At 31.0% G+C, this 26408-nt stretch carries 28 protein-coding genes; 11 read left to right on the top strand and 17 right to left on the bottom strand.

What is annotated here, in order from left to right; genetic code table 11:
* Window positions 1–30: 30 nt before the first annotated feature.
* The gene (locus tag HA143_RS03435; RefSeq protein ID WP_209083234.1) at window positions 31–1539 is read right to left on the bottom strand and encodes a hypothetical protein; all 1509 of its coding nucleotides are present in this window, start codon (window positions 1537–1539) and stop codon (window positions 31–33) included.
* Window positions 1540–1705: 166 nt separating this feature from the next.
* Here HA143_RS03435 and stpA point away from each other — a divergent pair, with 166 nt between their 5' ends.
* Together stpA and arsS are read left to right on the top strand one after the other, a co-directional pair.
* Complete coding sequence (gene stpA / locus HA143_RS03430) at window positions 1706–2926, top strand: glucosylglycerol 3-phosphatase (RefSeq protein WP_209083233.1); 1221 nt, start codon at window positions 1706–1708, stop codon at window positions 2924–2926.
* A gap of 40 nt (window positions 2927–2966) precedes the next feature.
* Window positions 2967–3899, top strand: a complete 933-nt coding sequence (gene arsS / locus HA143_RS03425) for an arsenosugar biosynthesis radical SAM (seleno)protein ArsS (protein WP_209083232.1) — start codon at window positions 2967–2969, stop codon at window positions 3897–3899.
* A 6-nt stretch (window positions 3900–3905) separates the two neighbouring features.
* On the opposite strand, the gene HA143_RS03420 is transcribed toward arsS, so the two are convergent.
* Window positions 3906–4358: a Fur family transcriptional regulator gene (locus HA143_RS03420; protein ID WP_209084437.1), complete on the bottom strand. Its 453-nt coding sequence runs from the start codon at window positions 4356–4358 to the stop codon at window positions 3906–3908.
* 120 nt (window positions 4359–4478) lie between these two features.
* Between HA143_RS03420 and HA143_RS03415 the strand changes: the two genes are divergently transcribed.
* Window positions 4479–5045, top strand: coding sequence for a hydrolase (locus HA143_RS03415; protein WP_209084435.1), 567 nt, complete (start codon window positions 4479–4481; stop codon window positions 5043–5045).
* Window positions 5046–5121: 76 nt separating this feature from the next.
* The gene (locus HA143_RS03410; RefSeq protein WP_209083231.1) at window positions 5122–6153 is read left to right on the top strand and encodes a mechanosensitive ion channel family protein; all 1032 of its coding nucleotides are present in this window, start codon (window positions 5122–5124) and stop codon (window positions 6151–6153) included.
* On the opposite strand, the gene HA143_RS03405 is transcribed toward HA143_RS03410, so the two are convergent.
* Window positions 6124–7125, bottom strand: coding sequence for an SDR family NAD(P)-dependent oxidoreductase (locus HA143_RS03405; RefSeq protein ID WP_209083230.1), 1002 nt, complete (start codon window positions 7123–7125; stop codon window positions 6124–6126). The genes HA143_RS03410 and HA143_RS03405 overlap by 30 nt on opposite strands.
* Before the next feature lie 225 nt (window positions 7126–7350).
* On the opposite strand from HA143_RS03405, the gene crtL reads away from it, so the two are divergent.
* Window positions 7351–8634 carry a lycopene beta cyclase gene (gene crtL, locus HA143_RS03400; protein ID WP_209083229.1) on the top strand — a complete coding sequence of 428 codons (1284 nt, stop codon included), beginning with the start codon at window positions 7351–7353 and terminating at the stop codon, window positions 8632–8634.
* 7 nt (window positions 8635–8641) lie between these two features.
* On the top strand, window positions 8642–9349 hold the full coding sequence (locus HA143_RS03395) for an SDR family NAD(P)-dependent oxidoreductase (protein ID WP_209083228.1): 708 nt from the start codon (window positions 8642–8644) through the stop codon (window positions 9347–9349).
* On the opposite strand, the gene HA143_RS03390 is transcribed toward HA143_RS03395, so the two are convergent.
* Window positions 9346–9888 carry a GIY-YIG nuclease family protein gene (locus HA143_RS03390; RefSeq protein WP_209083227.1) on the bottom strand — a complete coding sequence of 181 codons (543 nt, stop codon included), beginning with the start codon at window positions 9886–9888 and terminating at the stop codon, window positions 9346–9348. The two genes, HA143_RS03395 and HA143_RS03390, sit on opposite strands and share 4 nt — an antisense overlap.
* Before the next feature lie 74 nt (window positions 9889–9962).
* Here HA143_RS03390 and HA143_RS03385 point away from each other — a divergent pair, with 74 nt between their 5' ends.
* Complete coding sequence (locus tag HA143_RS03385) at window positions 9963–10622, top strand: glutathione S-transferase (RefSeq protein ID WP_209083226.1); 660 nt, start codon at window positions 9963–9965, stop codon at window positions 10620–10622.
* On the opposite strand, the gene HA143_RS03380 is transcribed toward HA143_RS03385, so the two are convergent.
* The 3 genes from HA143_RS03380 to HA143_RS03370 form a co-directional block, all read right to left on the bottom strand.
* The gene (locus HA143_RS03380) at window positions 10619–10876 is read right to left on the bottom strand and encodes a hypothetical protein (RefSeq protein ID WP_209083225.1); all 258 of its coding nucleotides are present in this window, start codon (window positions 10874–10876) and stop codon (window positions 10619–10621) included. The two genes, HA143_RS03385 and HA143_RS03380, sit on opposite strands and share 4 nt — an antisense overlap.
* Before the next feature lie 36 nt (window positions 10877–10912).
* Window positions 10913–12301 (bottom strand): sodium:solute symporter, encoded by a 1389-nt coding sequence (locus HA143_RS03375; protein WP_209083224.1) that lies wholly within the window; start codon window positions 12299–12301, stop codon window positions 10913–10915.
* Between the two features lie 97 nt (window positions 12302–12398).
* Window positions 12399–13457 carry a chlorophyll a/b binding light-harvesting protein gene (locus HA143_RS03370; protein WP_209083223.1) on the bottom strand — a complete coding sequence of 353 codons (1059 nt, stop codon included), beginning with the start codon at window positions 13455–13457 and terminating at the stop codon, window positions 12399–12401.
* 327 nt (window positions 13458–13784) lie between these two features.
* Here HA143_RS03370 and HA143_RS03365 point away from each other — a divergent pair, with 327 nt between their 5' ends.
* The gene (locus tag HA143_RS03365) at window positions 13785–13961 is read left to right on the top strand and encodes a hypothetical protein (protein WP_209083222.1); all 177 of its coding nucleotides are present in this window, start codon (window positions 13785–13787) and stop codon (window positions 13959–13961) included.
* Window positions 13962–14007: 46 nt separating this feature from the next.
* Here the strand turns inward: HA143_RS03365 and HA143_RS03360 are convergent, their stop codons facing one another.
* The 3 genes from HA143_RS03360 to hisS form a co-directional block, all read right to left on the bottom strand.
* Window positions 14008–14241 carry a hypothetical protein gene (locus tag HA143_RS03360; protein ID WP_209083221.1) on the bottom strand — a complete coding sequence of 78 codons (234 nt, stop codon included), beginning with the start codon at window positions 14239–14241 and terminating at the stop codon, window positions 14008–14010.
* Between the two features lie 137 nt (window positions 14242–14378).
* Window positions 14379–14735 carry a TIGR02450 family Trp-rich protein gene (locus tag HA143_RS03355; protein WP_245210844.1) on the bottom strand — a complete coding sequence of 119 codons (357 nt, stop codon included), beginning with the start codon at window positions 14733–14735 and terminating at the stop codon, window positions 14379–14381.
* A 225-nt stretch (window positions 14736–14960) separates the two neighbouring features.
* Complete coding sequence (hisS, locus tag HA143_RS03350; protein ID WP_209083220.1) at window positions 14961–16241, bottom strand: histidine--tRNA ligase; 1281 nt, start codon at window positions 16239–16241, stop codon at window positions 14961–14963.
* Window positions 16242–16339: 98 nt separating this feature from the next.
* On the opposite strand from hisS, the gene HA143_RS03345 reads away from it, so the two are divergent.
* Window positions 16340–16762 (top strand): hypothetical protein, encoded by a 423-nt coding sequence (locus HA143_RS03345; RefSeq protein WP_209083219.1) that lies wholly within the window; start codon window positions 16340–16342, stop codon window positions 16760–16762.
* A 30-nt stretch (window positions 16763–16792) separates the two neighbouring features.
* On the opposite strand, the gene HA143_RS03340 is transcribed toward HA143_RS03345, so the two are convergent.
* Window positions 16793–17572 carry a 3'-5' exonuclease gene (locus HA143_RS03340; RefSeq protein ID WP_209083218.1) on the bottom strand — a complete coding sequence of 260 codons (780 nt, stop codon included), beginning with the start codon at window positions 17570–17572 and terminating at the stop codon, window positions 16793–16795.
* Window positions 17573–17702: 130 nt separating this feature from the next.
* On the opposite strand from HA143_RS03340, the gene HA143_RS03335 reads away from it, so the two are divergent.
* The gene (locus tag HA143_RS03335; protein WP_209083217.1) at window positions 17703–18425 is read left to right on the top strand and encodes a DUF1350 family protein; all 723 of its coding nucleotides are present in this window, start codon (window positions 17703–17705) and stop codon (window positions 18423–18425) included.
* Here HA143_RS03335 and acs read toward each other — a convergent pair.
* The 6 genes from acs to HA143_RS03305 all read right to left on the bottom strand — a co-directional run bounded on the left by acs (window position 18422) and on the right by HA143_RS03305 (window position 24958).
* The gene (acs, locus tag HA143_RS03330; protein WP_209083216.1) at window positions 18422–20404 is read right to left on the bottom strand and encodes an acetate--CoA ligase; all 1983 of its coding nucleotides are present in this window, start codon (window positions 20402–20404) and stop codon (window positions 18422–18424) included. The genes HA143_RS03335 and acs overlap by 4 nt on opposite strands.
* Window positions 20405–20496: 92 nt before the next feature.
* Window positions 20497–21468: a solanesyl diphosphate synthase gene (gene sds / locus HA143_RS03325; protein ID WP_209083215.1), complete on the bottom strand. Its 972-nt coding sequence runs from the start codon at window positions 21466–21468 to the stop codon at window positions 20497–20499.
* 27 nt (window positions 21469–21495) lie between these two features.
* Complete coding sequence (gene murI / locus HA143_RS03320; protein ID WP_209083214.1) at window positions 21496–22290, bottom strand: glutamate racemase; 795 nt, start codon at window positions 22288–22290, stop codon at window positions 21496–21498.
* A complete protein-coding gene (locus tag HA143_RS03315) occupies window positions 22287–23372 on the bottom strand; it encodes an N-acetylmuramoyl-L-alanine amidase (protein WP_209083213.1) in 1086 nt (361 codons plus the stop codon). Before HA143_RS03315 ends, murI begins: the two co-directional genes overlap by 4 nt.
* Window positions 23372–24199: a carbon-nitrogen hydrolase family protein gene (locus HA143_RS03310; RefSeq protein WP_209083212.1), complete on the bottom strand. Its 828-nt coding sequence runs from the start codon at window positions 24197–24199 to the stop codon at window positions 23372–23374. Before HA143_RS03310 ends, HA143_RS03315 begins: the two co-directional genes overlap by 1 nt.
* Before the next feature lie 30 nt (window positions 24200–24229).
* A complete protein-coding gene (locus HA143_RS03305; protein ID WP_209084419.1) occupies window positions 24230–24958 on the bottom strand; it encodes a 2-phosphosulfolactate phosphatase family protein in 729 nt (242 codons plus the stop codon).
* Between the two features lie 125 nt (window positions 24959–25083).
* Between HA143_RS03305 and aroA the strand changes: the two genes are divergently transcribed.
* Complete coding sequence (aroA, locus tag HA143_RS03300; protein ID WP_209083211.1) at window positions 25084–26400, top strand: 3-phosphoshikimate 1-carboxyvinyltransferase; 1317 nt, start codon at window positions 25084–25086, stop codon at window positions 26398–26400.
* Window positions 26401–26408: the final 8 nt, after the last annotated feature.

The following is a 26408-nucleotide window of genomic DNA, read 5'->3' as shown; positions in this document are numbered from 1 at the left end:
ACTTAGCTTTTTAGTAAATTAAACAAATAATCAATTCTTAAAATAATTATTAATAATTTTCAATGCATTGATGTAACTTGGATTTTTTTTAGAAATTTGATTACTATATTCATTTTTTTTAAGATCGTTTTCCTTTTTGTTAAAAAAAAGTTTCTTGTAAAGGTTTTCAATATCATTAAAAAGATAATCTCCTTTTAATTTTTCATTTAGTTCTAAAGATAACTCAGATTTCACAGATTCTTGGCAAAAATTAGTGATTTCTTCTGAACTAATTAAAACCTTATAAATTTCTTTTTTTTCTTCTGAATTAGCATTAAAGCATAAATAAATAAGATTAATCATTGAACAATTATTATTTTTGATTTTGAATTCTTTATAAATGTCTGGCCAAAATTTTAAAGATTTTAGACCTTCTAAACCTCCTTGACTGAGAGAGTATTTATTACACCAATTTACAAATTCTGAGACATCTTTTGGACATCTTTTGAGTTGCAAAAGCATATCTGATAAAACTTGTCCTGCTTGAAAATTACGTGTTGGTTTTCCTTCAGTTGGTAGAGTCATACTACCTAAGACATCAGCCTTTACAGCATTTAATTGAGAAAAAGTATAATCTCCTTTTTCACAAAACTTATCGTTAATTATTTCCTTTGCACTAATTATTTCTTGACCATAACCAAGTTCTTTTAATGAAAGATATTTATTCTCTAATTTATTTACTTTTCTAACTTGTGATGATATTGATGCGGTCTGATCTAAACATTGAGTTAACAAAATAGTATTAATGGTAGGTAGCATTCCTGGCTTATCAGAATGAAAGTTATTTACAAAACCTGCAAATATGGATGAAATATTTTTTATTGATTTTATATATTGACATTCAATATTATGAACTCCGGGAGAAACTTGAATTTTCGGTGACAATTGATTCAGAATGCGAGCTCCTATTAAAGCAGTTAGGGCATCAGGATGGCAGAAATTTGCAGTAAAACTATCATTAGGATTTCGTAAAGCTCCGTGACGATGAAATCCTGTAAAAAAAGCTAAATTTGGATATTTATTACATACAATAAAAGGGTTTTTATTTCTATTATCAATGCAAAAAGAACCGACGAGACAGCCAAGGACCACATTTTCTCTTTTTAAATTTTTTCTGAGTTCTAAAGCATTTTTTATATCATTTTGTATGTGATTACTGTTTGAAGCAAGAATAACTATCTCGCATTCCAAGAGAAGATCTTTTAGATCAAAAGACTTGCTTTTCCCCTCTGAAGAATAATGTCCCATTCTCTCAATCTTTTCAATAATCTCATTATCCATACCCAAAAGAACATCATTAGAAAAAGCACCTAACAAATCTCTACCTTCCCTTGGAGCTAAAAGAATATTATTTGATTTTCCATGCATAGCACAGTTGTATGCTAATGATGCAGGATATAAACCAACACTGTAGAAGCCAACTTTGCTTTTCTCTATATCTTTAATCAATGAATAAAAATATTTTTCATCATTTATGTTTTCTATGAAATTATTCTTCATTTTTGGAAATTCTTGATAATTTTTTTTAATTTCTTACCCATACCAACATTTCTCTACATTAAAGCAATTTTTGACCATAGCAAATTATTTATTGTAAATATTGAATTTTTTAATTTATAATTTTTATGAAAATGGAAATTAAATTAAAAGATAAATAATTGTAAATATGGAATATATAGCAAATAATTTAAAGTTACAAAAACAATTAATTTCTTCTAAAAATATCTTATTTATTCAAGACATAGACGGAGTTTGTATTCCTTTAGTTAAAGATCCAATGACTAGAGAATTAGAATTAAAATATATCTATGCAGTAAAAGAACTTGCCGAGGAATTCTTTGTATTAACTTGCGGGGAACATGAAGGTCCGAGAGGGGTTAACAGAATAATAGAAAGGAGTGTAAAAAGCAATACTGAGCCTAAAAACAAAGAACTATATTTAAGAGGTTTAGCTGCCTGTGGAGTAGAATATCAAGACAACAATGGTGAAATAAGTTTTAAAGGAGTCTCAGAAAAAGAACTAAATTTTTTATCTAAAGTACCTAGTTTAATGAGACCAAAATTTAATTTTATAGTTAACAATATTTTTCCTGAACTTAGCCAAGAAGATATCAATTTTCACGCAGTAAAATCAATATGTGAAACACGCTTCTCGCCAACGATTAATTTCAATAGTCTATTTGATTTAGTACACAAAGATTCTGATAAAAGAAAGCTTATTCAAATTAGTTTTGAAAAAATGATGAATGAAATCATCTTAAAAGCTGAATCCGAAGGCCTCAAAAACTCATTTTTTCTTCATATTTCACCAAATTTAGGCAATGAAAATGGTAGAGAAAAAATTAAACTTTCTTCTAAATTTGATATTGGATCAACAGATATACAATTACTTATTAAAGGAGCTGTTAAAGATTCTGGAGTTTTATTTCTTTTAAATAAATTTATTGAGATTAAAACTGGCAAAGCTCCTTTTGGAAGTAATTTTACTTTTAAAAATTCGCCAAAATCTCTCAGAGAAAAAATTGATTTATGCAAAAGGACTATTCAAAAGGAAGATATGCCTTTGATTGTAGGAGTGGGTGATACAGTAACATCAAAAAGAAATAATGGTGAGAAAAATTATTTAAGAGGAGGAAGTGACAGATCTTTTTTAGAATTTATACAAATATTAGGTAATGAATTTGGCATTAATAATAAAATAATTTTTGTAGATAGTAGTTCTGGTGAAGTTGAAAGACCCTCTACAAAAAAAAATGGGTTAACGGGAATTAGTGATGTTTACGACAACCTAAATTTTGATATGGTTTTTCAAAATGGTCCCAAAGAATATATAAGTTGGTTTATTGAACTTGCGAATAAGAGATCAAACTTTAAAAAAAATAGTTGACTTTTTAATTTTCGAATGACAATTTAAAAATAATAGATTTATGAAAGAAAAATTCCCCTCAATTTATAAAGAACCTATAGAAACATTGCAAATCAATATAGGTTATAAATGCAATCAAGCTTGTAAGCATTGTCATGTCAATTCAAGTCCTCTAAGAACTGAAAAGATGTCCAATGAAATAATATCTCTTATTCCAAAAATAATTGATAAGTACAAAATCAAGACTTTAGATATAACAGGTGGAGCTCCAGAACTGCACCCAGAATTTAAAAACCTAATAACTAGTTTAAGCAAAAAACAAGTTGATATTATTGATAGATGCAATTTAACAATTTTCTTTGAGGAAGGTTATGCAGATCTTCCTCGATTTCTTGCAAAAAATAAAGTGATAGTAACTGCTTCGCTACCTTGTTACGAAAAGAATAATGTTGAGTTTCAAAGGGGTTTTGGGGTTTTTGAAAAAAGTATTAAAGCTATAAAAATCCTCAATGATTTAGGCTATGGAAAGAAAGAAAATGGATTACAATTAAATCTTGTTTACAATCCTGTAAGCCCAATTCTTCCTCCTTCTCAGGAAATATTGGAGAATGATTATAAAAAAATACTATTCGAAAAATATAACATCGTTTTTAATAGCTTATACACAATAACTAATATGCCAATAAATAGATACGAAGAATCTCTAAGAAGAGAAGGGAAACTAAATACTTATTACAACTTACTAAAAGAAAATTTTAATGAAAAAAATTTAGAAAATCTTATGTGCAAAAAGACTATCAGTGTAAATTGGCTAGGAGAAATTTATGATTGTGACTTTAACCAACAGATAAATTTCCGAGAAAATAAAGGGCCAAAGACACTTTCTGATTTGTTGGATGAATCATTTACTTTTGACTACGGGGTAGCTGTAAAAGAACATTGTTTTGCTTGCACTGCTGGTGCAGGATCAAGTTGTGGAGGGACTTTAAGTTAAAAACTACTAAATGCAATTAGGACAAATAGCTCGTACATTTAAAGAAGATTCAATTAGTTTAAACCCATTAACTTTTGCTGCAACTTTGCCTGCTTCTAAAACTTCGTCATTTTCGAATTCTTCTGTTCTTCCACACCTAATGCAAATTAAATGATGATGGTCAGGAGTGTCGTTACTAAGCAATTCATATCTGTGTCCACCCTCACTGAGTTCTAATTCATGAAGCAAACCCATTTGTACTAAAAGCCTTAAAGTTCTATAAATTGTTGCAAGTGAAACTTTGGAACTTGATTTAACTAAATTTTCATGAACCTCTTCAGCACTAAGATGTTTTCCAGATCCAATATTTTCAAATAAATTAAGAACCTTTAGTCTCTGAGGAGTTAACCTCTTACCATCTTTATGTAAACCATCACCAAGAGGAGATGTAATGACTTTGTACTGCGAGGATAATGACAAAATCAACCCATTGCTATTCTCAATAATAACCCTTGATGAGAGTAAAACAACTTTTTGATTTTAAATCTTTACTAAAGTTCTTCAAAATATTATTTTAGATGTATCTTCAATAAGGAAATGATGAAGGATCATGAAATCTCTTCTGATAAAGTATCAGCGAAACTAAACGCCTTGCTAATTATTGATACTCAGGAAAAAATAATAAGACCAATTTTTAATAAGGATTCAATAGTCAAAAACATCAAAAAGCTAATAAATGCATACCAAATTTTAGAAGAAAATATATTCGTATCTGAACAGAACCCACTGAAATTGGGAGTAACTATACCTGCATTATTACCCAAACCAGGATTTAGAAAAATTGAGAAAATGGAATTTAGCCTAGCTAAAATAGATGAATTTTTAAAAGAACTTAAAAATAAGAAAATTACTAATTTGATAGTTTGTGGGATCGAAACGCATATTTGTATTCAACAAACAGTCTTAGATTGTTTACAAATAGGATTTGAAGTGATTCTTATATCAGATGCCATGGGCAGTCGAAATAAGATAGATCATGAAATAGCATTGCAAAGAATGACTCAAAGGGGGGCGATCTTAACAACTACTGAATCAATGATTTTTGAGTTATGCAAAACTGCGGATAGAAAAGAATTTAAAGAAATTAGAAATATAATAATAAGTTAAAAAAATTAAGACTGGTTTGTTGTTTAGAGATAATTTAAAATTTTATTAGAGAAAAATTTTTAGGGTTTATTTGAATATGAGATTAGTTACTGAAAACTTCCTTTTGGCTATATCTATTTTTTTTATTGGGATTTTATTGTCGATAATAATTTCTAAACTTTCAAAAATATTTTTTAAAAAGGTCTCCAAAAGGACAAAAACAAATTTCGATGATTTTATTTTTGAGGTGATCTCTGGAATTATAAAACCTATAGGTTTCCTCCTCTCATTTTATTTTTCAATTGACTATTTTTTTTCTGATGAAATAACTTTTATCTCTGTCTTATTGAATATTCTGAAATTATTTATATTAATAATCATCATAAAAGCTCTCAACAAAGTTTTAATAAGGTCTTTAACAGAATCGATATCCAAGATTAATGATTCCTCAATTAGTTCAATGATTTCTTCACTAACTCCTTTGATAAAAGCATTAACATGGACTATTGGCTCAATATTTTTCTTACAGAATATAGGTGTTCAAATGACTGCTATTTGGGCTTTACTAAGTGCAGGTGGTATTGGGGCAGGATTGGCTTTGAAAGATCCAGTTCAGGAGTTTTTTGAATATATAACAATCTTGCTTGATAAACCTTTTCAAAAAGGTGAGTTTATAAAATCTGACGGAGTCTTAGGAATGGTTGAGAGGGTGGGGGTAAGATCCTCAAGGATAAGAAGTATTAATGGAGAAGTAATAGTAATGAGCAACAGCGCCCTAACAAATGGAATAATTTCAAATTACGCACAAATGGAAAAAAGGAGGTTAGTGCATAAATTAGGAGTCGTTTATGAAACCTCTCCAAAACTTATGAAATTGATTCCAATAATAATTAAAAAAATAGTTGAAGAGACAAAAGATGCATCTTTTGATAGATGTCATTTCACAGATTTTGGCGACTTCAGTCTTAATTTCGAACTTGTTTATTACATACCAACAAATAATTATCTTGCTGCAATGGAAGCTCAACAATCTATTAATTTAAAAATAATAGAGGAATTCGCAGCTAATAATATAGAGTTTGCATTTCCAACTCAAACCTTAAATATTGAAAGTAGCAAAGCCAAATGATTCGCAAATCTCTTCACTTAAAATCCAAAGTTTTGAAGCCAACTCAGTACTATTTGCTTCATTACTAACATTACTTTCAACTAATTTATGTTTCTTAAATGATATAAGTTTATTACTTAAATGTATGAAGCCAATATTATTTAAATTCGAGTCAAGGACAATCTCAGAAAGAATCCTTCCAGCATTTTCTGTACTTTCCGAAATTCCTAAAATATTTTTTGCAACTTTTGAAAAAATCAAATATCCAAAGAGATTAAAATTTCTACTATATCTAAAAAAACCTGAATCATCATTTGGTATTACTAGACCAGGAGCCCAAGTAATTACAGAGATTTTTCTAGAGGATATGCTTAATTTTTTTACAAGCTCTTTCGCAAACAAAATATTACATAACTTACTATTTTTATAAGATTCATCAGCATTAAAATTTAAAAATTGACCAGTAACTTTTTTTCTAAAATCAACTAAACTATTAAGTCCTGCTTTCTTTCCTATATTTCCACCTGAGCTTTTGGGATCGTGAACATCTGATGATGTAATGATAATTCTAGATTCTTCTTTATCTCTAACAAGATCTTTTAAGATGTTTACCAAGTAAAAATGTGCAAGATGATTAACTGCGAAAGTTAGTTCTATTCCTTGTTTTGATACTTTAGGGTAAAAAGAACCTGTATATTGCAATCCTGCATTTAAAACAACAACATCTAAAAATATCTTTTTACTAATGAAATAATCTTTAATTTTTTTTATATTTTCTAGATCTGAAAGATCACAATTATCAATAATATTTAAATATTTACTGAGGTAATTTTTATCAAAATGTTTTTCAATTCTTCTTAAAAATTCTTTCTTTCTTAATTCAGATTTAATTACAATGTATAAATTATTTTTAGTCTTTAGTAAATTAATAATGGCAAAAAAACCTATACCAGAATTCCCTCCAGTAATTAAAATATTTTTATCTTCAATCATTTAAATTTGTTATTTATTTCTTATGATAAAAAAAAGATATAAGTTTTTTTTATTTTGTAATCTTATAAATTATTGTTAAAACACTGAAAACTTATTCACTAGTATTTGAGTAATTTGATTATTATTAACCTACTCTCATTACAAGTATTGAATGAATAATGGAAACCTATTAGCGGAAAGTATAATTTGTTTCACAAATTCCTTTAATCATAAGATTTATATTTAATGTTAAAAGAAAGCTTGCCAGATGTTCTTGTTTTGGGTGCAGGACCTGCAGGTATGGCAATTGCATCAGCTTTAGGCAAAGAAAAATTGGATGTTGAAGTCCTCTCTCCAAATGGACCATATGAACCTTGGCCAAACACTTATGGTATATGGGGGGAAGAAGTTGATCAACTTGGGCTACAGGATCTGCTGGAATATAGATGGAAGAATACTGTAAGTTTTTTTGGCCATGGAGCTTTAGAAGAACAGCATGATGAGAATAAAGCTACTGAACATTCACTTGATTACGGACTATTTGATAAGAAGAAACTACACAATTTTTGGCTTAATGAATGCAATAAGTCTTTTATAAAATGGCATCAAGGTTTTGCAGATAAAATACATTTTGAAAAATATAAAAGTACTGTCACTACAAATAATGGCAATACTTACTCTGCAAGATTAGTAGTAGATGCAACAGGATATGATCCTGTTTTCCTTAAATTAAAATCATGTGGTCCCTTAGCTGTACAAACTTGTTACGGGATAGTTGGACATTTTAGTAAACCTCCTCTTAAAAAGGGGCAGTTTGTATTGATGGATTACAGAAATGACCATCTTAACGAAGAGCAAAAAAAAGAACCTCCCACTTTTCTTTATGCAATGGATATGGGGAATGGGAAATATTTTCTTGAAGAGACATCACTTGGTTTAGTAAATCCTTTAACAATGGAAAACTTAAAAGAGCGATTGGAGAAAAGGCTATCTTATCGAAATATATCTATCACAAGTATGCAACATGAAGAACTTGGTTTGTTTCTACCAATGAATATGCCAATACCAGATTTCAAACAACAAATACTTGGATATGGTGGAGCTGCTTCAATGGTGCATCCTGCATCTGGATACTTAATTGGTAATGTTTTAAGAAGAGCTCCGCTTGTCGCAAAAGCAGTATCAGAAGCAATTAAAAACAAAAATCTTAGTACCTATCATATTGCCAGAAGAGGTTGGGAAACTTTATGGTCAAAAGAATTAATTAGAAAGAAATCACTTTACCAATTTGGATTAGAAAAACTCATGAGGTTTGATGAAAAACTATTGAGAGAATTTTTTGGTAGTTTTTTCCAACTACCCAAAAATCAATGGTATGGTTTTCTCACTGATACTTTATCCTTAAGAGAGATTGTATATGCTATGTGCATAATGTTTATAAAGGCTCCATGGAGTGTAAAGAAAGGTCTTATGATTATGCATGGTAGAGAATTTAAAATGTTGCTTAGGATAATATTTCCAAATATATAGTTTCTAAATGAGAACCATATTAATAAGTGGAGCTAATAGAGGAATTGGACTAAATATTGCGCATAAAGAATTAAAAGAAGGCAATAGAATTAGTGTTGGCATAAGAGATATAGAATCATTAAAAGGAAGTGTAATTGATCCAAATAAATGGCCAGAAGGAAGAATTTTAATTAACAAATATGATGCATTAAAAAAAATTTCAGCCAGAAATTGGATTAAAAATACAGTAGCTGAATTCGGGGGATTCGATTCAGTTATAAATTGTTCTGGCGTATTGTCAAAAGTTCCTTTCTTATTTAAAGATGGAGATGAGGAAGAGATTTTAAATACACTGAATATCAACTTTTTAGCAATTTGGAATTTATGTAGACTTTCTTGGGATCATTTATGTGCTTCAGACAGAGGTAGAATAATTGTTTTAGTTTCAATGAGCGGTAAAAGATCTAAAGGGGATCTAGCAGCTTATTCTTCTTCAAAGTTTGCTTTGATGGGATTATGCCAAACAATGAAAAATAAAGGTTGGGATAAAAATATAAGAATTTCAGCAATTTGTCCAAGTTGGGTTAATACTGACATGGCACAAGACATCTCCTCTCTAGAAAAATCAAGCATGACCCAACCTGATGATATTGCTGAAATATGCTCAACTATTCTGAAGTTACCGACACAATCAGTTCCATTTGAAATTGCCTTAAATTGTAATTATGAATTTTAGCCGAAATTGAAAATTAAGTAAGCCATTGATATCATTGCAATTGCTATAAATAGGCCTTTTATTCGATTAGTTAACAATGAAAAAAGAGATAAATCTTCAGAAAAATATCCCCCAAAACTACCTGTAATAAATAACACAACCATTGGTAGAGATGCAGCTCCAAAAGAATACGATATAGATTTTACAAATCCAAAATTTAAATAATTTAAAATCAAGGAACTTAATGAAAACAATAAAAAAGATGCAAATAGAGCAATGGAAACTTCAGCATCTAAAGTGTGAGGTAAGCTTCCCTTTAACTCAAAGTGCTTTTTACATTCTCTAATCTGTCTTTTAGAAAGCTTTAAATAACCAGTCTCAGGTATTCTTTGCGACTTATATTTTCTTAGCAACCTTGCTTCAAGAGTTTCTGGCTCCTTTGTCATAATTGATGTTAATAATTCATCTGGGTTCAATTTCTTAATTTTCTGATCAAGATTATCAGTTTTCCCAATTCTATAAAGGTCTCCGACTCTTATAAGATAAACATATCCCGACATTTGCGTTGTAAAATTAAATCTATTCCTAACTAAATAATACTAAAAGAATCAAGTAAATTAAAAGTTTTTACAAAATGACAAACGATATTTTATATTCATTTCGAAGATGTCCATACGCAATTCGTGTTAGATGGGCTCTATTAATTTGCGAACTCAAAGTTGAGATTAGAGAAATTGATTTAAAAAATAAACCCTTTGATTTTCTAATTAAATCTAAGACAAAAACGGTTCCAATATTAATAAAAGAAAATAGTGAAGTTATTGAAGAGAGCCTAGAAATCATGATATGGGCACTCTCAGAGTCAAAAAAGAAAAACATTAAAAATATCTATTTTCCTAATAATAAGAAGGTAGACATTATTGAAATAATTAATGAAAACGATAACGAATTCAAATATCATTTGGATCGATTTAAATATTCCACAAGATATCAGGATAGTAATGAAGAATTTCATTTCAACAAAGCCATTAAATTTATTAAAAGATGGAATGCGCTTCTTACAGAAAATAAATATTTTTTCGGAGATCACCCCACAATCGCGGATTGGTCTGTTTGGCCTTTTGTCAGACAATTTAAAATCGCTTGTGAAAGTCAAAAAATAACAAATTATTTGGAACTTCCAATAAAAAACTGGTTAGATTCCTTTGAAAATAATAGAAAATTTAAATCTTTAATGTACAAGTACGAATTATGGGAACCAAATTCTAGAAAGAATTATTTTCCTTATAATTAGCTTTCTAAAAAATTCCTTTTCTCAATTATCCGTGCTAACTCCAAAAAATATCCTGCAGTCCTAAATTTTCCAATATTCTTCTCCTTAAAATCAAGGTCGCTTCTTATTTCTGCAGTCTCAGCCATAATCAAATCCAAATCATTTGGGCTAAGGCTATACAATTCACAAAGTTCAATTTCCTTCCCAAGTAAATGACTCCTAAACCACTTCCCTTTATTTTCCTGAGGTGGAATATCGTAGGAAGTAAATGACATTAAAATAAAATTATATCTAAAACCATTCTAGAGTTATTATTGAATTTTTTTCAATTCTCCTTTATTAAAAATCAATGCAACAAGGAGAATTACAAATGTAATTGCAGCACAAATTTCTGTCCAATAATCTATTCCAATTTTAGAAATCATTAATGGTGCCAAAACTGTAAATAATCCACCAGATAGAATTAATTGTGCGAATAGCTGTTTTGATGTAAAAATTGGTAAAGTCCTAGAAATATTTTTGGGATCTGCAAGCCTTAAAAGAAGTAATCCAGAAGCAACTACACCTGTAGCGTTACCAAACTCTATCAAACTTTTTTCGAACCAATAATCGTCAAAAATAAAGTATGCAAAATAAGAAATACAAATTAAATTCCAAAATAAACCGAAAATAGTAAAAACTAAAATTAGTATCCAATTTTCAAAAATAACAGCAATATCTAAACTGGCCATAGCTGTAAAAATCAATAGATCTGTAGATAAAATCCCAATCTCTCTTTGCAAAATGTTTGAAATAAATTCTGTATTTTTGGTTTTTTCTAAAATATATCTAATAAGGAGTGAGCCTATTAGAATAAAAGGGAATACTGGTAGTGAAAAAATGATTTCTTTAGAGAAGTCACCAAAAGAACCTGAGATATATCTTAAGAATTTAAGTAACAAAACACCAAAAGAAATTGCCATGCCGGAGAATCCTAGATTTATTATCAAAATTCTTAAATCCGCAAAAATTCCTACTTTGTTTTTTAACTTTAGATTATCTTTGTTTTCAATAATTTCCTCAGTATCTGAAATCCCTAAAGTTCTCCCGAGAAAAATAAATACGCTACCCAATATTGAAGATGATAAAAGACCCATTGTTGCCATAGCTAAACCAAGATCTAAACCATTTGGGAAACCTAGTCTATTAAAACTCTCACCTATAATAGAAGCAGCTCCATGACCTCCCTGAAAACCAACCTCGATTAAACACCCCATTAGAGGATTAGTATCAATAGATGGGGGCAAAAAATATTTAACAACTAGACCTCCAACAAAAAATTGTCCGAAACCTAGAGAAAGTGCAAGCAAAAACTGATTAAAGATTGGTTTAACTAAACCATTTATATTTGGAATAGGTCTTCCCATCATTAAAGTTGCGAATACCAAAGATAAAAGAGGTGTAGGAAAATTACTCCAAACATTAATTGTTTCTTTTGGCAAAAAGTGTATCACTCCAAATGGACCTATAGATATACCTAAAATTCCTGATATAACTGCTATTGGCAATCCAAATCTTTCAAGTTGAACAGCAAGTTTAAATCTCCTACCAAAAATTAAGAGAAAAAATATAATTAAGAATCCAAAACAACTTATTAATAGATAATTTGAAAAAATATCTTTATTCTGTAGAGTAACAATATTCAACGACTTCAAAAACATATAATTATAAATTTAAATTAATAACCAAATTTTTTCAAATAAAAAAGGCCCCAATAAAATTGAGACCTTTATATTTAGTTGCTAAATAAAATAATATTTAGTCCTTAAGAGTAACTGAGGCGTTATCAATGTTACCAATAGCATTTGTTACCCTCTTAAAGTCAAAGCCTAGAGCTCTTAAAGCATGCCATAGATGACCTTGAATAAAGAAGAATCCAAAATAGTAGTGAACATTTGCCAACCATGCTCTGTTAGTGTACTCACCAGCAGGAAGGTCGCCAGTATCTACCCAGTAAGGAGAAATACTAAATTTCAATTGAAGTGGCTCACCAAAGAAATCGACAGGATAGACTGTTGTATTAGTAGCGCTCCAGAAAGCAGCAATAATTGCCATCCAACCAATACCTGCTAGAGACCATGAAAGCACAGCTTCAGCAGATAGTAGTCCTTTACCTTTGAATTTGGTGTATTCTCCAACTTGCTTTGTAGCAATATGGAAAGCTCCACCAGTAATTTCAACAAAAGCTAAGAATGCATGACCACCTAAAACATCTTCAAGACTATCGATAGTCAAGAAATCAACCTGATGATTCCATATATGTGACAAATTCAAATCATATTCAACTTGTCTTACTGCACCAATAGCAGGGTCATAGATACCATGAACTCTCGCCCATTCTACGAACCAAATACATGCAACACCAAAGAATATTAAATGATGCCCAAGAATAAATGTCAATTTATCTGGATCATCCCAACTAAGGCTGAATTTTCTTGCTTTTTCTAAATCAGCTTCTTGTAAATCTCCTGGCAATAGTACTGAATGTAAAAGTCCTCCACCGGCATAAACCATTGATAAAATTAAGTGGACGATAGCAATTACTACTACAGGTTTAGTATCTCCCATAGCAACCCCATTAGCGTCAAACCCTATTCCAAGGGCTGCTAAATGAGGAAGTGCGATAAGAGGTTGATGACCCATAGGGATAGAGGGGTCAAATCTTGAAAGTTCAAAAAGGGTGAAAGCACCCGCCCAGAAAGCGATTAATCCAGTATGCGCAATATGCGCAGCAATGAATTTTCCTGTGCGATTAGTTACACCTGAATTACCAGCCCACCATCCGTAGGTGACATCTGGATTTCCATAGGTTTGCATTTAGGAATTGATTAGCTTAAACGTTTCGAGAATACTTGAAATTTCAACAAACAGTTGGATTCACAACAAAATTGTAAAGGTTATTAATTCTAGTAATAAATAACTAAGATAATTTCCTTAAAAATTTAACCCCAAAGAAGTTAGATTTAAGCAGTCAAATTATAGTTATCGTATGAATTACTCATAAAAAAAAGTATTATTTCGATTCGAATTTTTTTGATAAATTTCTTTTTGCTGACATTAAATAATGTTTTATTTCAGAAACCCATTTTCTTTATTGCGTCAGTATCAAACAATTATTAAAAAGGGGATAAGACATTTAATATTATGAAATCTCCTCAAGAATCTTCCAGAAAAATTTCACTAGAAATGAAATCTGAGGTTCATTACAAAAAGGCTGCAAAATCTTACAGAAAATCACAACAATATATAAAAATGATTAATTTATATCCAACTTTGCAAAACACTCTAATTGATTGTAAAGGAGAGCATTTAATTGAATAAAGATTAGATATATCTTTCCAAATTAATATTCAAAAAATATCTTTTTTTAAGCTGCAATACTATCATTCTGTTCAAAATAATAAATATTAATAATATTTCTGCACATTTTTATATTATATACGGCTTTGGGGTTCCAAGGTTTTTTTTGACCAAGAGGAGAGCTTTTCCAATGAATTCCAGGCTTTAGTATTCCATTTTCACGTAAAAAAGAAAGTTTAATCTCAGTAATTCCTAATTTTTCAGCAGTCAACTCAGAAGAGCTCCATTTATCCCCTATCATTGAATTACGTAAATATTATTAATCCTTGATAACGTTAATTTTCTAATTTTGAAAGGGGTAAAATGTTTAAAACCTTACTTAATCAGCAAAAACTTAGTCTCTGCATGAAAAGTAATTTTAAAAGATTAATCTTTAAATTAAGAAATATTAAATAAAGAATTATCATTAATGAATATCTTATTGATTCCTTCTTCTCTACAGGTTGATTTATATTTATTATATTCTTCCGTAATAGATTCGCTTTTAGGGATGTTGAGCCATCCCTTATCCCAATTTCTACTATTTATTAATTCTTCATAAGTAATTTTTAAATTAATTTCAGAGTCAAGTACCGAAACCATTAAAAAAATAACATCTCCTTTTTCCCTGCTCTCATTTACTAAAACAAAATGTCTTAATCCATTTATATTTTTCTTAGAAGTCCAGAAATATTCCACTATTTTGGTATTGTTAATTTTTTTCAGAATTTCCTCTAGAAATCCTTTTATATTCATTTCTAATTTCTTCCAATAATACTTTTCTATTATTCATATATGTAATAGATTCTTTTTTTGATAGGTTGTATCTTTCCTTTTTGGTTAAATTCATCCAACTATTTAAATTATTTTTGTTGAAGTTTACAAACTTTTTAGACCAAAAAAACTTTTTTAATTTAGAAAATCTCTTCAAACAAAAAAAGATCAATATGCAGAGAAAAATTATCATTAGCTTTAAGAGAATCACTTTACAAGCAGGTTATTCTTTAGCCACTTTTCTAATTGAATATCATTCCCTAAAGATATAACCTCTTCTTTATTTAAAGAGCTTTCTTTATCAAATAGCCTAATAACAAATTCTTTTTTATTTGCCTCATCATCTCCAATAACAATAATACTTTTGGATTTGAGTTTATTGGCCTTTTTGAATTGTTTAGAGAAAGAGGCGCCACTTAAATCCAATTCAACTAACAAATCATAATTTCTTAATTTTCTAGATAAATCGATGGCTAATACTTCAGCAATTAAGCCTTGATTAATAATATAAATATCAGTATTTCTTGGAAATTCAAGCTCTTTCCCCGCTAGTAAGATTAATCTTTCTAAACCAATAGCGAATCCAATTGCCGGGGTGTTTGGTCCTCCCATTTGTTTTATTAAATCATCATATCTACCTCCTCCGCACACTGTAGCTTGTGAGCCTAGAGCCCCACTAGTAATTTCAAAGGCTGTATGGGTGTAATAATCCAAACCTCTTACTAGATTAAAGTTTTCTACGTAAGGGATTTTTAAAGCCTCTAATTGTTTTTTTAAGTCTGAATATCTTTTATGGCTTTTATCAGACAAAAAACTAAATAATCTTGGAGCATTTTCAAGGACTTTTTTTGTTTGAATATTCTTAGAGTCCAAAATCCTTAAGGGATTTTTGTTAATCCTATTCTGAGAATCTAAATCTAGGGACTTTTTATTTATTTCTAGCCACTTTATAAAAGATTTTTGAAAATTTAATCTATCATTAAGATCACCCAACGTATTTATTTCAAGATTAAGTTCTTTTATTCCTAATTTCCCTAAAATATCCCACGCCAAAGCGATAATTTCAACATCACTTTTCACTGATTCGTATCCTATAAACTCAACACCTAACTGATGAAACTGTCTTTGCCTGCCTGCTTGAGGCCTTTCATATCTAAACATCGGGCCCATGTACCAAAGTTTTTGAAGAGGATTAGAGGAAATTCCATTTTGTATCAAAGCACGTGCGACTGAGGCAGTTCCTTCAGGCCTTAAAGTGCAAGATCTCTCCCCTCTATCTAGAAATGTGTACATTTCCTTGCTTACAACATCTGTTCCTTCACCAATTCCTCTTATAAATAATTCAGTCATTTCTAATATTGGTGTTCTTATTTCTTTGATAGATGTTCGTGAAAGCTGCTCCAACACAATTTTCTCAACATTTTGCCACTTTATTAATTGATCAGGTAATAGGTCTACCGTTCCTCTAAGATTTTTTAAGTTATTCAAAGTTCTAGAAAATAATTCAAAATTTTTAATTTAAAAAAAAATTAAATTTTGATTGGTTGTTCTGTGAGACAATTTTAATTATACATTTAGAAAAACTATTGGAAATAAATAAAAATAAAGAGAGTCAGCATTGTGGTACAAAACCAAAAAAAATTGCTTTTGGGATAGCACCACTTGGTATAGTTTCAATTGGAATAGTACCAATGGGAGTAATAAGTATTGGAGTAGTTCCAATGGGTGTATTTTCTTTTGGTGCAGTAGCAATGGGAATTGTCAATTTATCAGTAGTTGGAATGGGAATTATCTCTGCAGGTATTACTACTATGGGAGTATGGGAGTATTCACCTAATTCACAAAATCACCATCATAATCATTCCAAACAAATTTCAAATTCCAACAAGGAACATATGATTTCAGAGCTATTTAGCACTAAAGCAGAAGCTGAAAAGGCTGCCTCTAAGTACGGATGTATTGGGGCACATAAAATGGGAAATAAATGGATGCCATGCAAAATGAACTAAATATTTTCTTAGTCAAAAATTCATTAAATATTAATTTAAAATCTCTACTCTAAAATCAAGATTTTGTGCCTCATGAGTAGTTAATTTTCTAGACCAAGCTCCTTGAACAGGACTATTCCATCTAAACCCAGCATTTTTAGCTAAAGACCTCTCTTCATAACTAACCAATGCCTTATATAAAAACCTCGGTTCAGTAGCTTTAAGTAAAAGTTCCTCTAAATTATCGCATTTTTTGAAAACCTCAGATATGTAAAAGCAATCAGACAACGCCCTATGTAAATTCCAAACTGGTATTGAAAAGGATAAAGCCAGATCAGTTACGGAAGGTCTAGTTTTTAGTGATTTTTGAAAAGACCAATTAATATCCTCTAAACTACATATCCATTTTTTATTAAGTTTAGGCAATCTTCCTTTCCCAAACCATTTCTTATCGAACTCAACATTATGAGCCACAATGAAATCCGAACAATCAACAAGTTTCAAAAAGAAATTTAATCCATCTTCCCATGGTTGAGGGATATTAGTTACTTCTGCAGATATACCATTTACATATTCAGCTTCATTATTATTTACTGGGAATAAAAAAGAGACCTGCGAAAGTACACATTTAAAAGATACGTCAAACAAGATACAACCTATCTCTATCACTTCATCTTTATTTTCATCTAAACCTGTTGTTTCAGTATCAAGGATTAAAATTTTTTCAATTTTTTTATTTTGATTAATAACACTTATTTCAGAACAGCTGCTATTAATTTGATCCTGAATTAAATTCAATTGATTTAATTCTTTTTTGTTGAATAGTTCCAATTACATGAAAATACTTTCATTTATCTTGACGCATATAATAAAATTTTCTTTTAAATTAATATTAATTAAACAAATCTGATTAGAAAATAACTTCTGAAACCTTTTTAAATTTAAAAATAAATTTATAAATATGACTTTTAAAAAATATCAATTTAACAATTTTTGTTATTGGCCTTCAAATCCTAAGAAAATTGTAGAATTTATAGGAGGAAGTTATCTAGCTTCTAAACCAGATTTTACCTATAAAAGATTCATAGAGAGCTTAATAAATAAAAATTATGCAGTACATGCATACAAGTACTCTCCACAATTTGATCACCAGCAACTTGCTATTAAAGCATGGAAGGATTTTAAGAATTGCCGAACATCCTTATCTAAAAGAATAGGGGCATCAATTCCTTCAGTAAGAATTGGTCATAGCTTAGGCTGTAAACTTCATTTAATATCTCCCGATGGAGGAAGAAATTGCGAAAAGTTCATATCAATTAGTTTCAATAATTTCAGTGCAAAAAAATCGATTCCATTATTGAAGCAGATTGCTCAAAAATTAGAATTCAATAGCGAATTCAGCCCAAGCCCAGAAAGAACCTTTCGAATAATTGAAAAAACTTATAATCAAAAAAATAACTTCCTAATAAAATTCAACTTAGACGAATTAGATCAAACAGATAAATTATTTTCTTGTCTTAAAGCAAGAAAAGAAGATAATTCTAAGGGGATAATATTAAAAGGAACGCACACTATTATTGCTAGTGCAGGCCTAAGAGAAAATTTTCTAGGAGACTGGGCAGATGACGATTTCAAAAGAAATACTATAAAAAAAATTTCCAGTTTAATTGATGAATCCAATTAGGATGTTTCTTTCAATTTTTCCAAAACAGAACTATCTTCAAGAGTACTTATATCACCACTAATTTTTTCTCCAGCAGCCAAAGATCTCAAAATTCTCCTCATAATTTTTCCACTTCGTGTTTTCGGTAGAGAGTCAGAAATTATTATTTTTTCAGGCTTCGCGATAATTCCAATTTCATTAACAACATGTTTCTTTAAATCTTCTACTAATTCTGAAGAACTTTTCACAACTTTCTCTAAAGATACAAAAGCAACTATAACTTCACCTTTTAGATCATCTCTTCTTCCAACAACAGCAGCTTCTGCAACTGATTTATGACTTACTAAAGCAGATTCTATTTCCATTGTTCCTAATCGATGACCTGAAACACTTATAACATCATCCACTCTCCCCATAATCCATGTATATCCATCTTGATCAATACGTGCTCCATCTCCAGCGAAGTAAACATTCTTTTCTCCTTTATAGGAAATATATTCCCAATAACTCTCTAAGTATCTCTCAGAGTTTCCATGAATTGTTCTCATCATTCCTGGCCAAGGCTTCTTAATAATTAAATATCCACCCTCGTTCTCCATTACTTTATTTCCATTCTTATCGACGACTTCAATTTCAATTCCGGGTAAAGGAAAAGTAGCTGAACCAGGCTTTGTCGGAACAACTCCAGGCAAAGGACTTATCATCACACCACCAGTTTCAGTTTGCCACCACGTATCAACTATGGGACATTTATTTTTGCCAATAACATCTTTGTACCAAATCCATGCTTCAGGATTAATTGGTTCTCCTACTGTACCCAAAAGTCTAAGACTATCTAGATTATATTTATCAGGTATTTCACGTCCAGACTTCATAAATGCTCTTATTGCTGTTGGAGCAGTATAAAAAATCGAGACCTTATATTTCTGAACAATTTCCCAAAAAGCCCCTAAATTAGAGGGCCTTGGAACTCCTTCAAACATTAAAGTTGTAGCTCCATTGGATAATGGGCCATAAACTATATAACTATGGCCTGTGATCCAACCAACATCAGCAGTACACCAGTAAATATCATTATCTTTTAAATCAAAAATCCATTTAAATGTCAAATGAGTCCAAAGATTATAACCACCTGTAGTATGAACTACACCTTTAGGTTTTCCAGTGGAACCAGAAGTATAAAGAATAAAAAGTCTATCTTCGCTATTCATGATCTCTGGTTCACACCAATCTTTTTGATCTTTCAATAATTCATGCCACCAAAAATCTCTACCATGAAACATAGAAATATTTTTTTTAGTTCTTTGAACAACAACAACTTTTTCAACAACTTTATCTGCCCCACTTTCAATTGCCGTATCAACTGCCTGCTTAAGCTCAATCACCTTATCTTTTCTAAAGCCACCATCTGCAGTGATAACAAATTTAGCATTGCCATCAATTAATCTATCTTTTAAAGCTTCTGAAGAAAATCCCCCAAAGACTACTGAATGCGGCGCTCCGATTCTTGCACAAGCTAACATCGCAAACATGGCCTCAGGAATCATTGGCATATATATACATACCAAATCTCCTTTTTTTACACCAATAGCTTTTAATGCATTAGCTGCTTTGCATACCTCTTTTAGAAGTTCTTCATAAGTATAGTTTTTGCTATCTCCTGGTTCACCTTCCCATATCAGTGCAGTTTTCCCTCCAAGTCCTCTCTTTATATGTCTATCTAAGCAATTATATGTAATATTGAGCTTCCCTTCTTTAAACCACTTAAAAAATGGAGCATTATCGCTATCTAACACAGTTTGAAATGGCTCGAACCAATCTAATTCAGATTTTGCAAAAGATTCCCAAAATTTAATTGGATTATCTAATGCTTGTTTTTTGAGGCCAAGTAATTCTTTTTGAGATCTAATATTTGAGTTTTCTGAAAATTCTTTTGAAGGAGGAAAAATTCTCTTTTCTTCGAGGATGTTATTGATTGAATTTTTTTTATCTAATGACATTAAATAAATCTATGCTTAATAAACTTAGTCTAAAAATTTATGGTTTTCAAAAATTTTAATATTAATTTAGCAGGGAAATTTTCTTATTAGATCTAATAAATACGGCTGAGAACAAATTCTGGTAGAGCTAACAACGCTCTCTTATAGTCTGAATCAGGAATCCAGACTATGGATTCTTTAGAGATCATTGCAAAATCCTCAGCTAGTTTTCTGGAACTTTCGATAGCTTTAGAATTCATAATAATATTAAGAGCATCATCTAAATCATCTTTTTCAGCAAGTTCTCTGTTTATAAGAACAGATAATTGCTTATTTTCTTCTAAGGCATATAAAACTGGTGCAGTAAGATATCCACTAGCAAGATCGCTTACAGCGGGTTTTCCTAGTTCTTTATCGTTTCCAGTAAAATCAAGTATGTCATCTACAACTTGAAAAGCCAAACCAATATTTTTGCCAAAATTGTACAAAGAGGTTAATTTCTCATCATTAAGATCACTCAAAACTCCAGCTGATTTACAACTATTTGCTATTAATGATGCTGTTTTACAATAGCTTTTATTGATGTATTTGGGAAAAGATTGGGCTGAATCAAATCTATTTAAATTTTGTTTAATTTCACCTTCAGCTAAATCCATTATCACTCTACTTAGTAATTTAACTACATTTAAATTATCAAGATTTGCCAAATGCCAACTTGCTTGAGCAAATAAAAAATCACCTGCCAAAACAGCTACTCTGGCATTAAATCTGCTATGTACTGTATCAACACCCCTTCTTGTAGAAGCCTCATCAACAACATCATCGTGGACTAATGATGCTGTATGAATCATTTCAGTAATTTCAGCCAGCCTTTTATGTTTACTTGTTAGACTAAATTTAGGGGATATTGCTTTTGAAATTAAGAGGACTATACCTGGTCTCAGTCTTTTACCCCCAGCACTAAAAAGGTGTTCCGCTGCGGCTTGAAGAATTGGATGACCAGCTCCTATAAGATTTTTCAGTTCAAGAATAAGATCATCAAGATCATTTTCAACTGGTTGTAGTAGTTCTGTTACTGTGTTCATTATTGACCTCTTTTATATATTAAGGAATCAAACATTGCTTCGGAGGTTAACTAACCTAATTTCTTTATTAATTTCAAACCAAAATTTAACTTTTTTGCAAAATACATCTTTTTCTGAAGTAACAAAGAATTCTACATTTTCGTAAGAAAGACTTTCATAGAGTTCCGTTTTTAGAATAGCAAAAGATTCATTAAATTTTTTTATTAACGCTGCTGATGGGTCAATTATTTTTATATTTGAGTCTATTTTTTTTCTTAAAATGTCATAAATCAAAGGATAATGGCTACATCCAAGTATTAATTCTTCAATATTGTTTTTTTTGAGTGGTCTTAGATACAAATCCGAAAGATAATTTAATTTATTAAGATTTAGCTTTTCTTTTTCAATTTCTGACACAAATTCGGGGCATTCCTGCTGAAATATTCTTGAATTCTCTTTTTTAGAACTTATAGCGTTTTTGTAATATGATGATCTAACTGTTGCTTCTGTTGCCAAGATCCCAATTATTTGTTTGTCAACTATTTCCGATACTGAGTTTATAAGGTCAAAACAAGGGACTCTTAAGTTATTTTCTAGGATATCAAGTGCACACGCATTTGTAGTGTTACACGCTATTAAAAGTGCATCCAAATTCTTATCTTCAAAAAAGAGGCAAATCTCTTTAGCGATTGATCTTATCTCTTTAAATTTTTTTTTGCCAAAAGGGATTCTTTTTGTATCAGCTAAATAAAAAACTTCAACATCTTTACGTGTTTTCAATAAAGAATTAAGGATAGTAAAACCACCTATGCCACTGTCAAATATACCTATTTTTAGTTTCACCCTGCTTTAGAAAGATATTCAAGGATACCTTTTGAGATTGCATAAGCTAATCTTTTACGATGTGTAGTTTTTTCTAATCTTCTTGCATCTAATCTTCCTGTTAAAAAACCAATTTCCACAAGAACTGCAGGCATCCTAGTATTTTTAATTACGTAAAATCTACCTTGTTTAACTCCTCGATCAGGACTTCCAGGGGAAACTCTAAGAATTTGTTTTTGGATTCTTTTAGCGAGTAACCTACCTCTCCAGCCTCTAAAGTAAAAAGTTTCTAACCCATTAATATCTCTTCTTTTCCCTCTTGAGGCATTTGCATGAATGCTTACAAAGATATCCGCATCTGTATTATTAGCGAAGGAAACTCTTGGAGGTAAATCCAAATCAACTTCATTTGTTCTAGTTAATCTTACTTTGACACCCTTCTCAGATAGGAACTTTTTAACTATTTTGGCAACCTCAAGTACAACATCTGTTTCCCTTATACCTCCAATACCTATCGCTCCGGGATCAGGGCCTCCGTGCCCTGGATCGATAACAACCGAAAATTTGTTATGTATTATGTCTGGCAATTGCAAGGAATCAGGAACCTTTTTTCTCATATAACTTGAGTTTGGATTTGCTTTAATATTTCTTATTCTTTTTTCAATTACGCCTTCACCAATATCCCTAAATGAAAATTTTGGAGAAAATAGTTTTATTCTCCACCTATTTTGATCTAAGCCAACCATTTGCCAAGTCAAAGGTTTCAAATAAGTTTTCTCTTTAAATTCAATTACTAATCTTGTTTTACCATTATTTGGTTTACCTAATCTAATTTCTTTTATAGGACCATTACCTTTTATTGTTCTGGGACTTTTTAATTCTCCGGGGAAATCTACCCAGAATCTATCGCCATATATTTTGTTAGCCTTCTGAAAGTATGCTTTTAAATTCGTATTTGATTTAGTTCTTAATTCTAAAACCCCATTTTTTTTTAATGCCCATGCCGCCAGAGCACTTGAAGATTTAACTGGAAGAATTACAGAATTTAAAAATAAAAAAATAGATAAATAACGAAAAAGCTTATTATTTAAAAACTTCATCATTAGTTTGAAAACAATTTGTTTTTTCTATGCTTAAGGCTTGGCATCTGCTCCCTAATTTTCTTTACTCTTTCTTTATCAGCAGGTGCTATTGCCGCTCCCTGAGTTATTCCAGCATCAGACAAAACTGTTCCCCATGGGTCAATTACCATTGCATGGCCATGACTTTGCCTTCTCCCATAATGAATCCCAGTTTGAGCTGGAGCAACTACATATGCTGTATTCTCAATAGCTCTTGCTTGTAATAGGATTTGCCAATGATCTTTTCCAGTAAATGCTGTAAAAGCTGCGGGGATCATAATTAGCTCTGCACCATTTGAAGACAAATATCTATAAAGTTCAGGAAATCTAACATCGTAACAAATCGACAATCCCACTTTGCATAAACCTGGGACATCTACAACAGGTGGATATTCTTCTCCAGATAAGATAGTAGATGATTCCTTATATAAATTTCCATCTGGCAAATCAACATCAAATAAATGAATTTTGTCGTATTTTGCCAAAATCTGTCCATCCTTCCCAAATAGTGCTGACCTATTAAAAATATGACTGTCATTACCAGCAGGAACAGGATACCCCCCTCCCAAAAGAAATACTTGATATCTTTGTGACATGGTTTTTAGGAAATTTGCACACTTCGTTGACAATTCATAAGCCAATCTAAGTTTTGCATCATCTTCTCCTAAAAAAGCAAAATTCTCAGGCAATCCTATTAACTCAGCACCTCTTCTAGAAGCTAATTCTATCTGCTCTTCAGCCTCAGCAAAATTTGCTTCAACATTAGAAGTACTTGTAATTTGCAATGCAGCTACCAAAAAATCAGTCAAGGCTTAACTCCTATAGAAACAATTCGTAAATCATGAGGCACGAATCACACCTCTTTCAACTTGAGCAGGAACAATATCTAAGCAATCAAGTTCAGAGCAACATTTAAAATCATCCTCATAATCTCCAAGACTTGTCAATCTTTTGCCATGGGTTGCTGTTTTTAAACATTTCAAAATATCATTTTTCCAAAAATCCCATAGTGCCAAAGCGGCCTGCAATTCGTCATTCATAATATTAATTTCAAAATCACAGTTCTGTTGCAAGTATGAGGCCAAAGCACCTGCAGCCAAAGAATCCTCAAGAGAATATGAGCCTTCCCAACCACTACCAAGTATTAAAACATTTTCTTTATTTAATGTAATGATTTTTTCGGCAACTGCTTTCCTATTTGGGAGCCCCATAGCAAATAAATGATTTGCATTTTGAACTTTTTTCAATGATTTAGTCCCATTAGTAGTACTCATAAAAAGTCTTTTACCATTAACAACTTTTTTAGTAACTGATAAAGGAGAATTTCCTAAGTCAAAGCCCTCAAGCTTCTTTCCACCTCTCTCTCCGAGCATTAATCTCTCGTCAGGTTTCCACTTAATTGCAGATTCTTTCAATAGATCTAAATCAGCAAAAACTTGTACTGAGTCGGCTCCATTGTTTAAAGCCCAAGAAATTGTGGTTGTAGCTCTTAAAACATCAATGACAACTGCAATATCTGGACTGAATTCTGGAACATCCTTTGCAACGTGATAATAAGTAAGGTTAATGATCAGATCCTTTTCTTATTTTATTATAGAAAACAGTTACTTAATTTGATTATTTTTTTTTTAAAACAAACTTATTGATAATATAGAACTAATTTATTTTTATAGAAATTTCACCAGGTATTAATTTGAAAATGAATAATATCCGCACAATAAAAGGTGGAGTTAATTTGAAAGGAAAAATAAAAGTACCTGGAGATAAATCTATATCTCATAGAGCTTTAATAATTGGAAGTATTGCTAAGGGTGAAACGACTATAGAGGGATTTTTATATTCTGAAGATCCACTTTCAACTGCTGATTGTCTTAGAAAATTAGGTGTAAACATACCCGAAATAAAAAAAGATAAGCCTTTTACGATTACAGGATTGGGTCTTGATGGATTAAAAGAGCCCAAAGAAATCCTAAATTGTGGGAATTCGGGAACCACCATGAGATTATTAATGGGGTTACTAGCCGGTCAAGAAGGTAAGACTTTTATCTTAACAGGTGACATATCTCTTAATGAGAGGCCAATGGGAAGAGTTGGCAAACCTTTATCTTTGATGGGTGGCAAAATTTCTGGTAGAGAGAAAGGGAATAAAGCTCCAATCTCAATTGATGGGAATAAACTTAAAGGATGTGTTATCGGAACCCCTGTAGCGAGTGCTCAAGTAAAATCCGCAATATTATTGGCAGGCCTTAATGCTTCTGGAAGCACTTCTGTTATTGAGCCAGCATCTTCAAGAGACCATACAGAAAGAATGTTAAAAGCATTTGGGGCAGACATAAGTATCAGAGGAGAATTAGGAAGGAATGTAGTTATAAAGTCAGGAAGTAACTTAATGGGTCAGAGAATCTTAATCCCAGGAGACATAAGCTCTGCTTCCTTTTGGATGATTGCTGCATCTATTGTTCCAAATTCGGAAGTTTTAATTCAGAATGTCGGCCTAAATCCTACTAGAACAGGGATATTAAATGTAATGGATTCAATGGGTTGCGATTATGAGATTTTAGATAAATCAATTATTGCAGGAGAACCTATTGGATCTATTAAAGTAAAGACTGCAAATAAGTTAAGATCATTCACTATTGAAGGAGATATTCTCCCAAAACTTATAGATGAGATTCCTATTCTTACTGTAGCTGCCTGTTTTTGTAATGGAGTTTCTGAAATTAAGGATGCACAAGAATTAAGAGTTAAGGAGACAGATAGATTAAAAGTCATGGCACGACAGTTACAAAAATTTGGCGCTGAAATATCAGAAAAAGAGGATGGGTTAATTATTAATGGGGAATCAAAATTTCATTCTGCGGAGGTAGATAGTGAGACAGATCATAGAGTAGCAATGAGTCTCGCTATTGCTTCACTTCTTGCCAAAGGTACCTCAAAAATCATGAGAGCAGATGCAGCTAGCGTCTCATATCCCACCTTTTGGGAAGAGCTGACCAAACTAACTAACTAGCCTTAAAA

The sequence above is a fragment of the Prochlorococcus marinus CUG1415 genome, assembly GCF_017696015.1.
In the GTDB taxonomy this organism is placed as follows: Bacteria; Cyanobacteriota; Cyanobacteriia; order PCC-6307; family Cyanobiaceae; genus Prochlorococcus_A; species Prochlorococcus_A marinus_AE.
This window is presented reverse-complemented; position numbering and strand designations above follow the sequence as displayed.

Bases quoted from the DNA above. Each gene is read 5' to 3' on its own strand.
- HA143_RS03390 (WP_209083227.1), bottom strand. From the start codon at position 9,888: ATGTCGGGATATGTTTATCTTATAAGAGTCGGAGACCTTTATAGAATT.
- crtL (WP_209083229.1), top strand. From the start codon at position 7,351: ATGTTAAAAGAAAGCTTGCCAGATGTTCTTGTTTTGGGTGCAGGACCT.
- HA143_RS03360 (WP_209083221.1), bottom strand. From the start codon at position 14,241: ATGATAGGGGATAAATGGAGCTCTTCTGAGTTGACTGCTGAAAAATTA.
- HA143_RS03410 (WP_209083231.1), top strand. From the start codon at position 5,122: ATGAGATTAGTTACTGAAAACTTCCTTTTGGCTATATCTATTTTTTTT.
- HA143_RS03415 (WP_209084435.1), top strand. From the start codon at position 4,479: ATGAAGGATCATGAAATCTCTTCTGATAAAGTATCAGCGAAACTAAAC.
- arsS (WP_209083232.1), top strand. From the start codon at position 2,967: ATGAAAGAAAAATTCCCCTCAATTTATAAAGAACCTATAGAAACATTG.
- acs (WP_209083216.1), bottom strand. From the start codon at position 20,404: ATGTCATTAGATAAAAAAAATTCAATCAATAACATCCTCGAAGAAAAG.
- HA143_RS03370 (WP_209083223.1), bottom strand. From the start codon at position 13,457: ATGCAAACCTATGGAAATCCAGATGTCACCTACGGATGGTGGGCTGGT.
- HA143_RS03435 (WP_209083234.1), bottom strand. From the start codon at position 1,539: ATGAAGAATAATTTCATAGAAAACATAAATGATGAAAAATATTTTTAT.
- HA143_RS03365 (WP_209083222.1), top strand. From the start codon at position 13,785: ATGAAATCTCCTCAAGAATCTTCCAGAAAAATTTCACTAGAAATGAAA.
- HA143_RS03335 (WP_209083217.1), top strand. From the start codon at position 17,703: ATGACTTTTAAAAAATATCAATTTAACAATTTTTGTTATTGGCCTTCA.
- sds (WP_209083215.1), bottom strand. From the start codon at position 21,468: ATGAACACAGTAACAGAACTACTACAACCAGTTGAAAATGATCTTGAT.
- stpA (WP_209083233.1), top strand. From the start codon at position 1,706: ATGGAATATATAGCAAATAATTTAAAGTTACAAAAACAATTAATTTCT.
- HA143_RS03355 (WP_245210844.1), bottom strand. From the start codon at position 14,735: ATGAATATAAAAGGATTTCTAGAGGAAATTCTGAAAAAAATTAACAAT.
- HA143_RS03315 (WP_209083213.1), bottom strand. From the start codon at position 23,372: ATGATGAAGTTTTTAAATAATAAGCTTTTTCGTTATTTATCTATTTTT.
- HA143_RS03375 (WP_209083224.1), bottom strand. From the start codon at position 12,301: ATGTTTTTGAAGTCGTTGAATATTGTTACTCTACAGAATAAAGATATT.
- HA143_RS03395 (WP_209083228.1), top strand. From the start codon at position 8,642: ATGAGAACCATATTAATAAGTGGAGCTAATAGAGGAATTGGACTAAAT.
- HA143_RS03380 (WP_209083225.1), bottom strand. From the start codon at position 10,876: ATGTCATTTACTTCCTACGATATTCCACCTCAGGAAAATAAAGGGAAG.
- HA143_RS03405 (WP_209083230.1), bottom strand. From the start codon at position 7,125: ATGATTGAAGATAAAAATATTTTAATTACTGGAGGGAATTCTGGTATA.
- HA143_RS03385 (WP_209083226.1), top strand. From the start codon at position 9,963: ATGACAAACGATATTTTATATTCATTTCGAAGATGTCCATACGCAATT.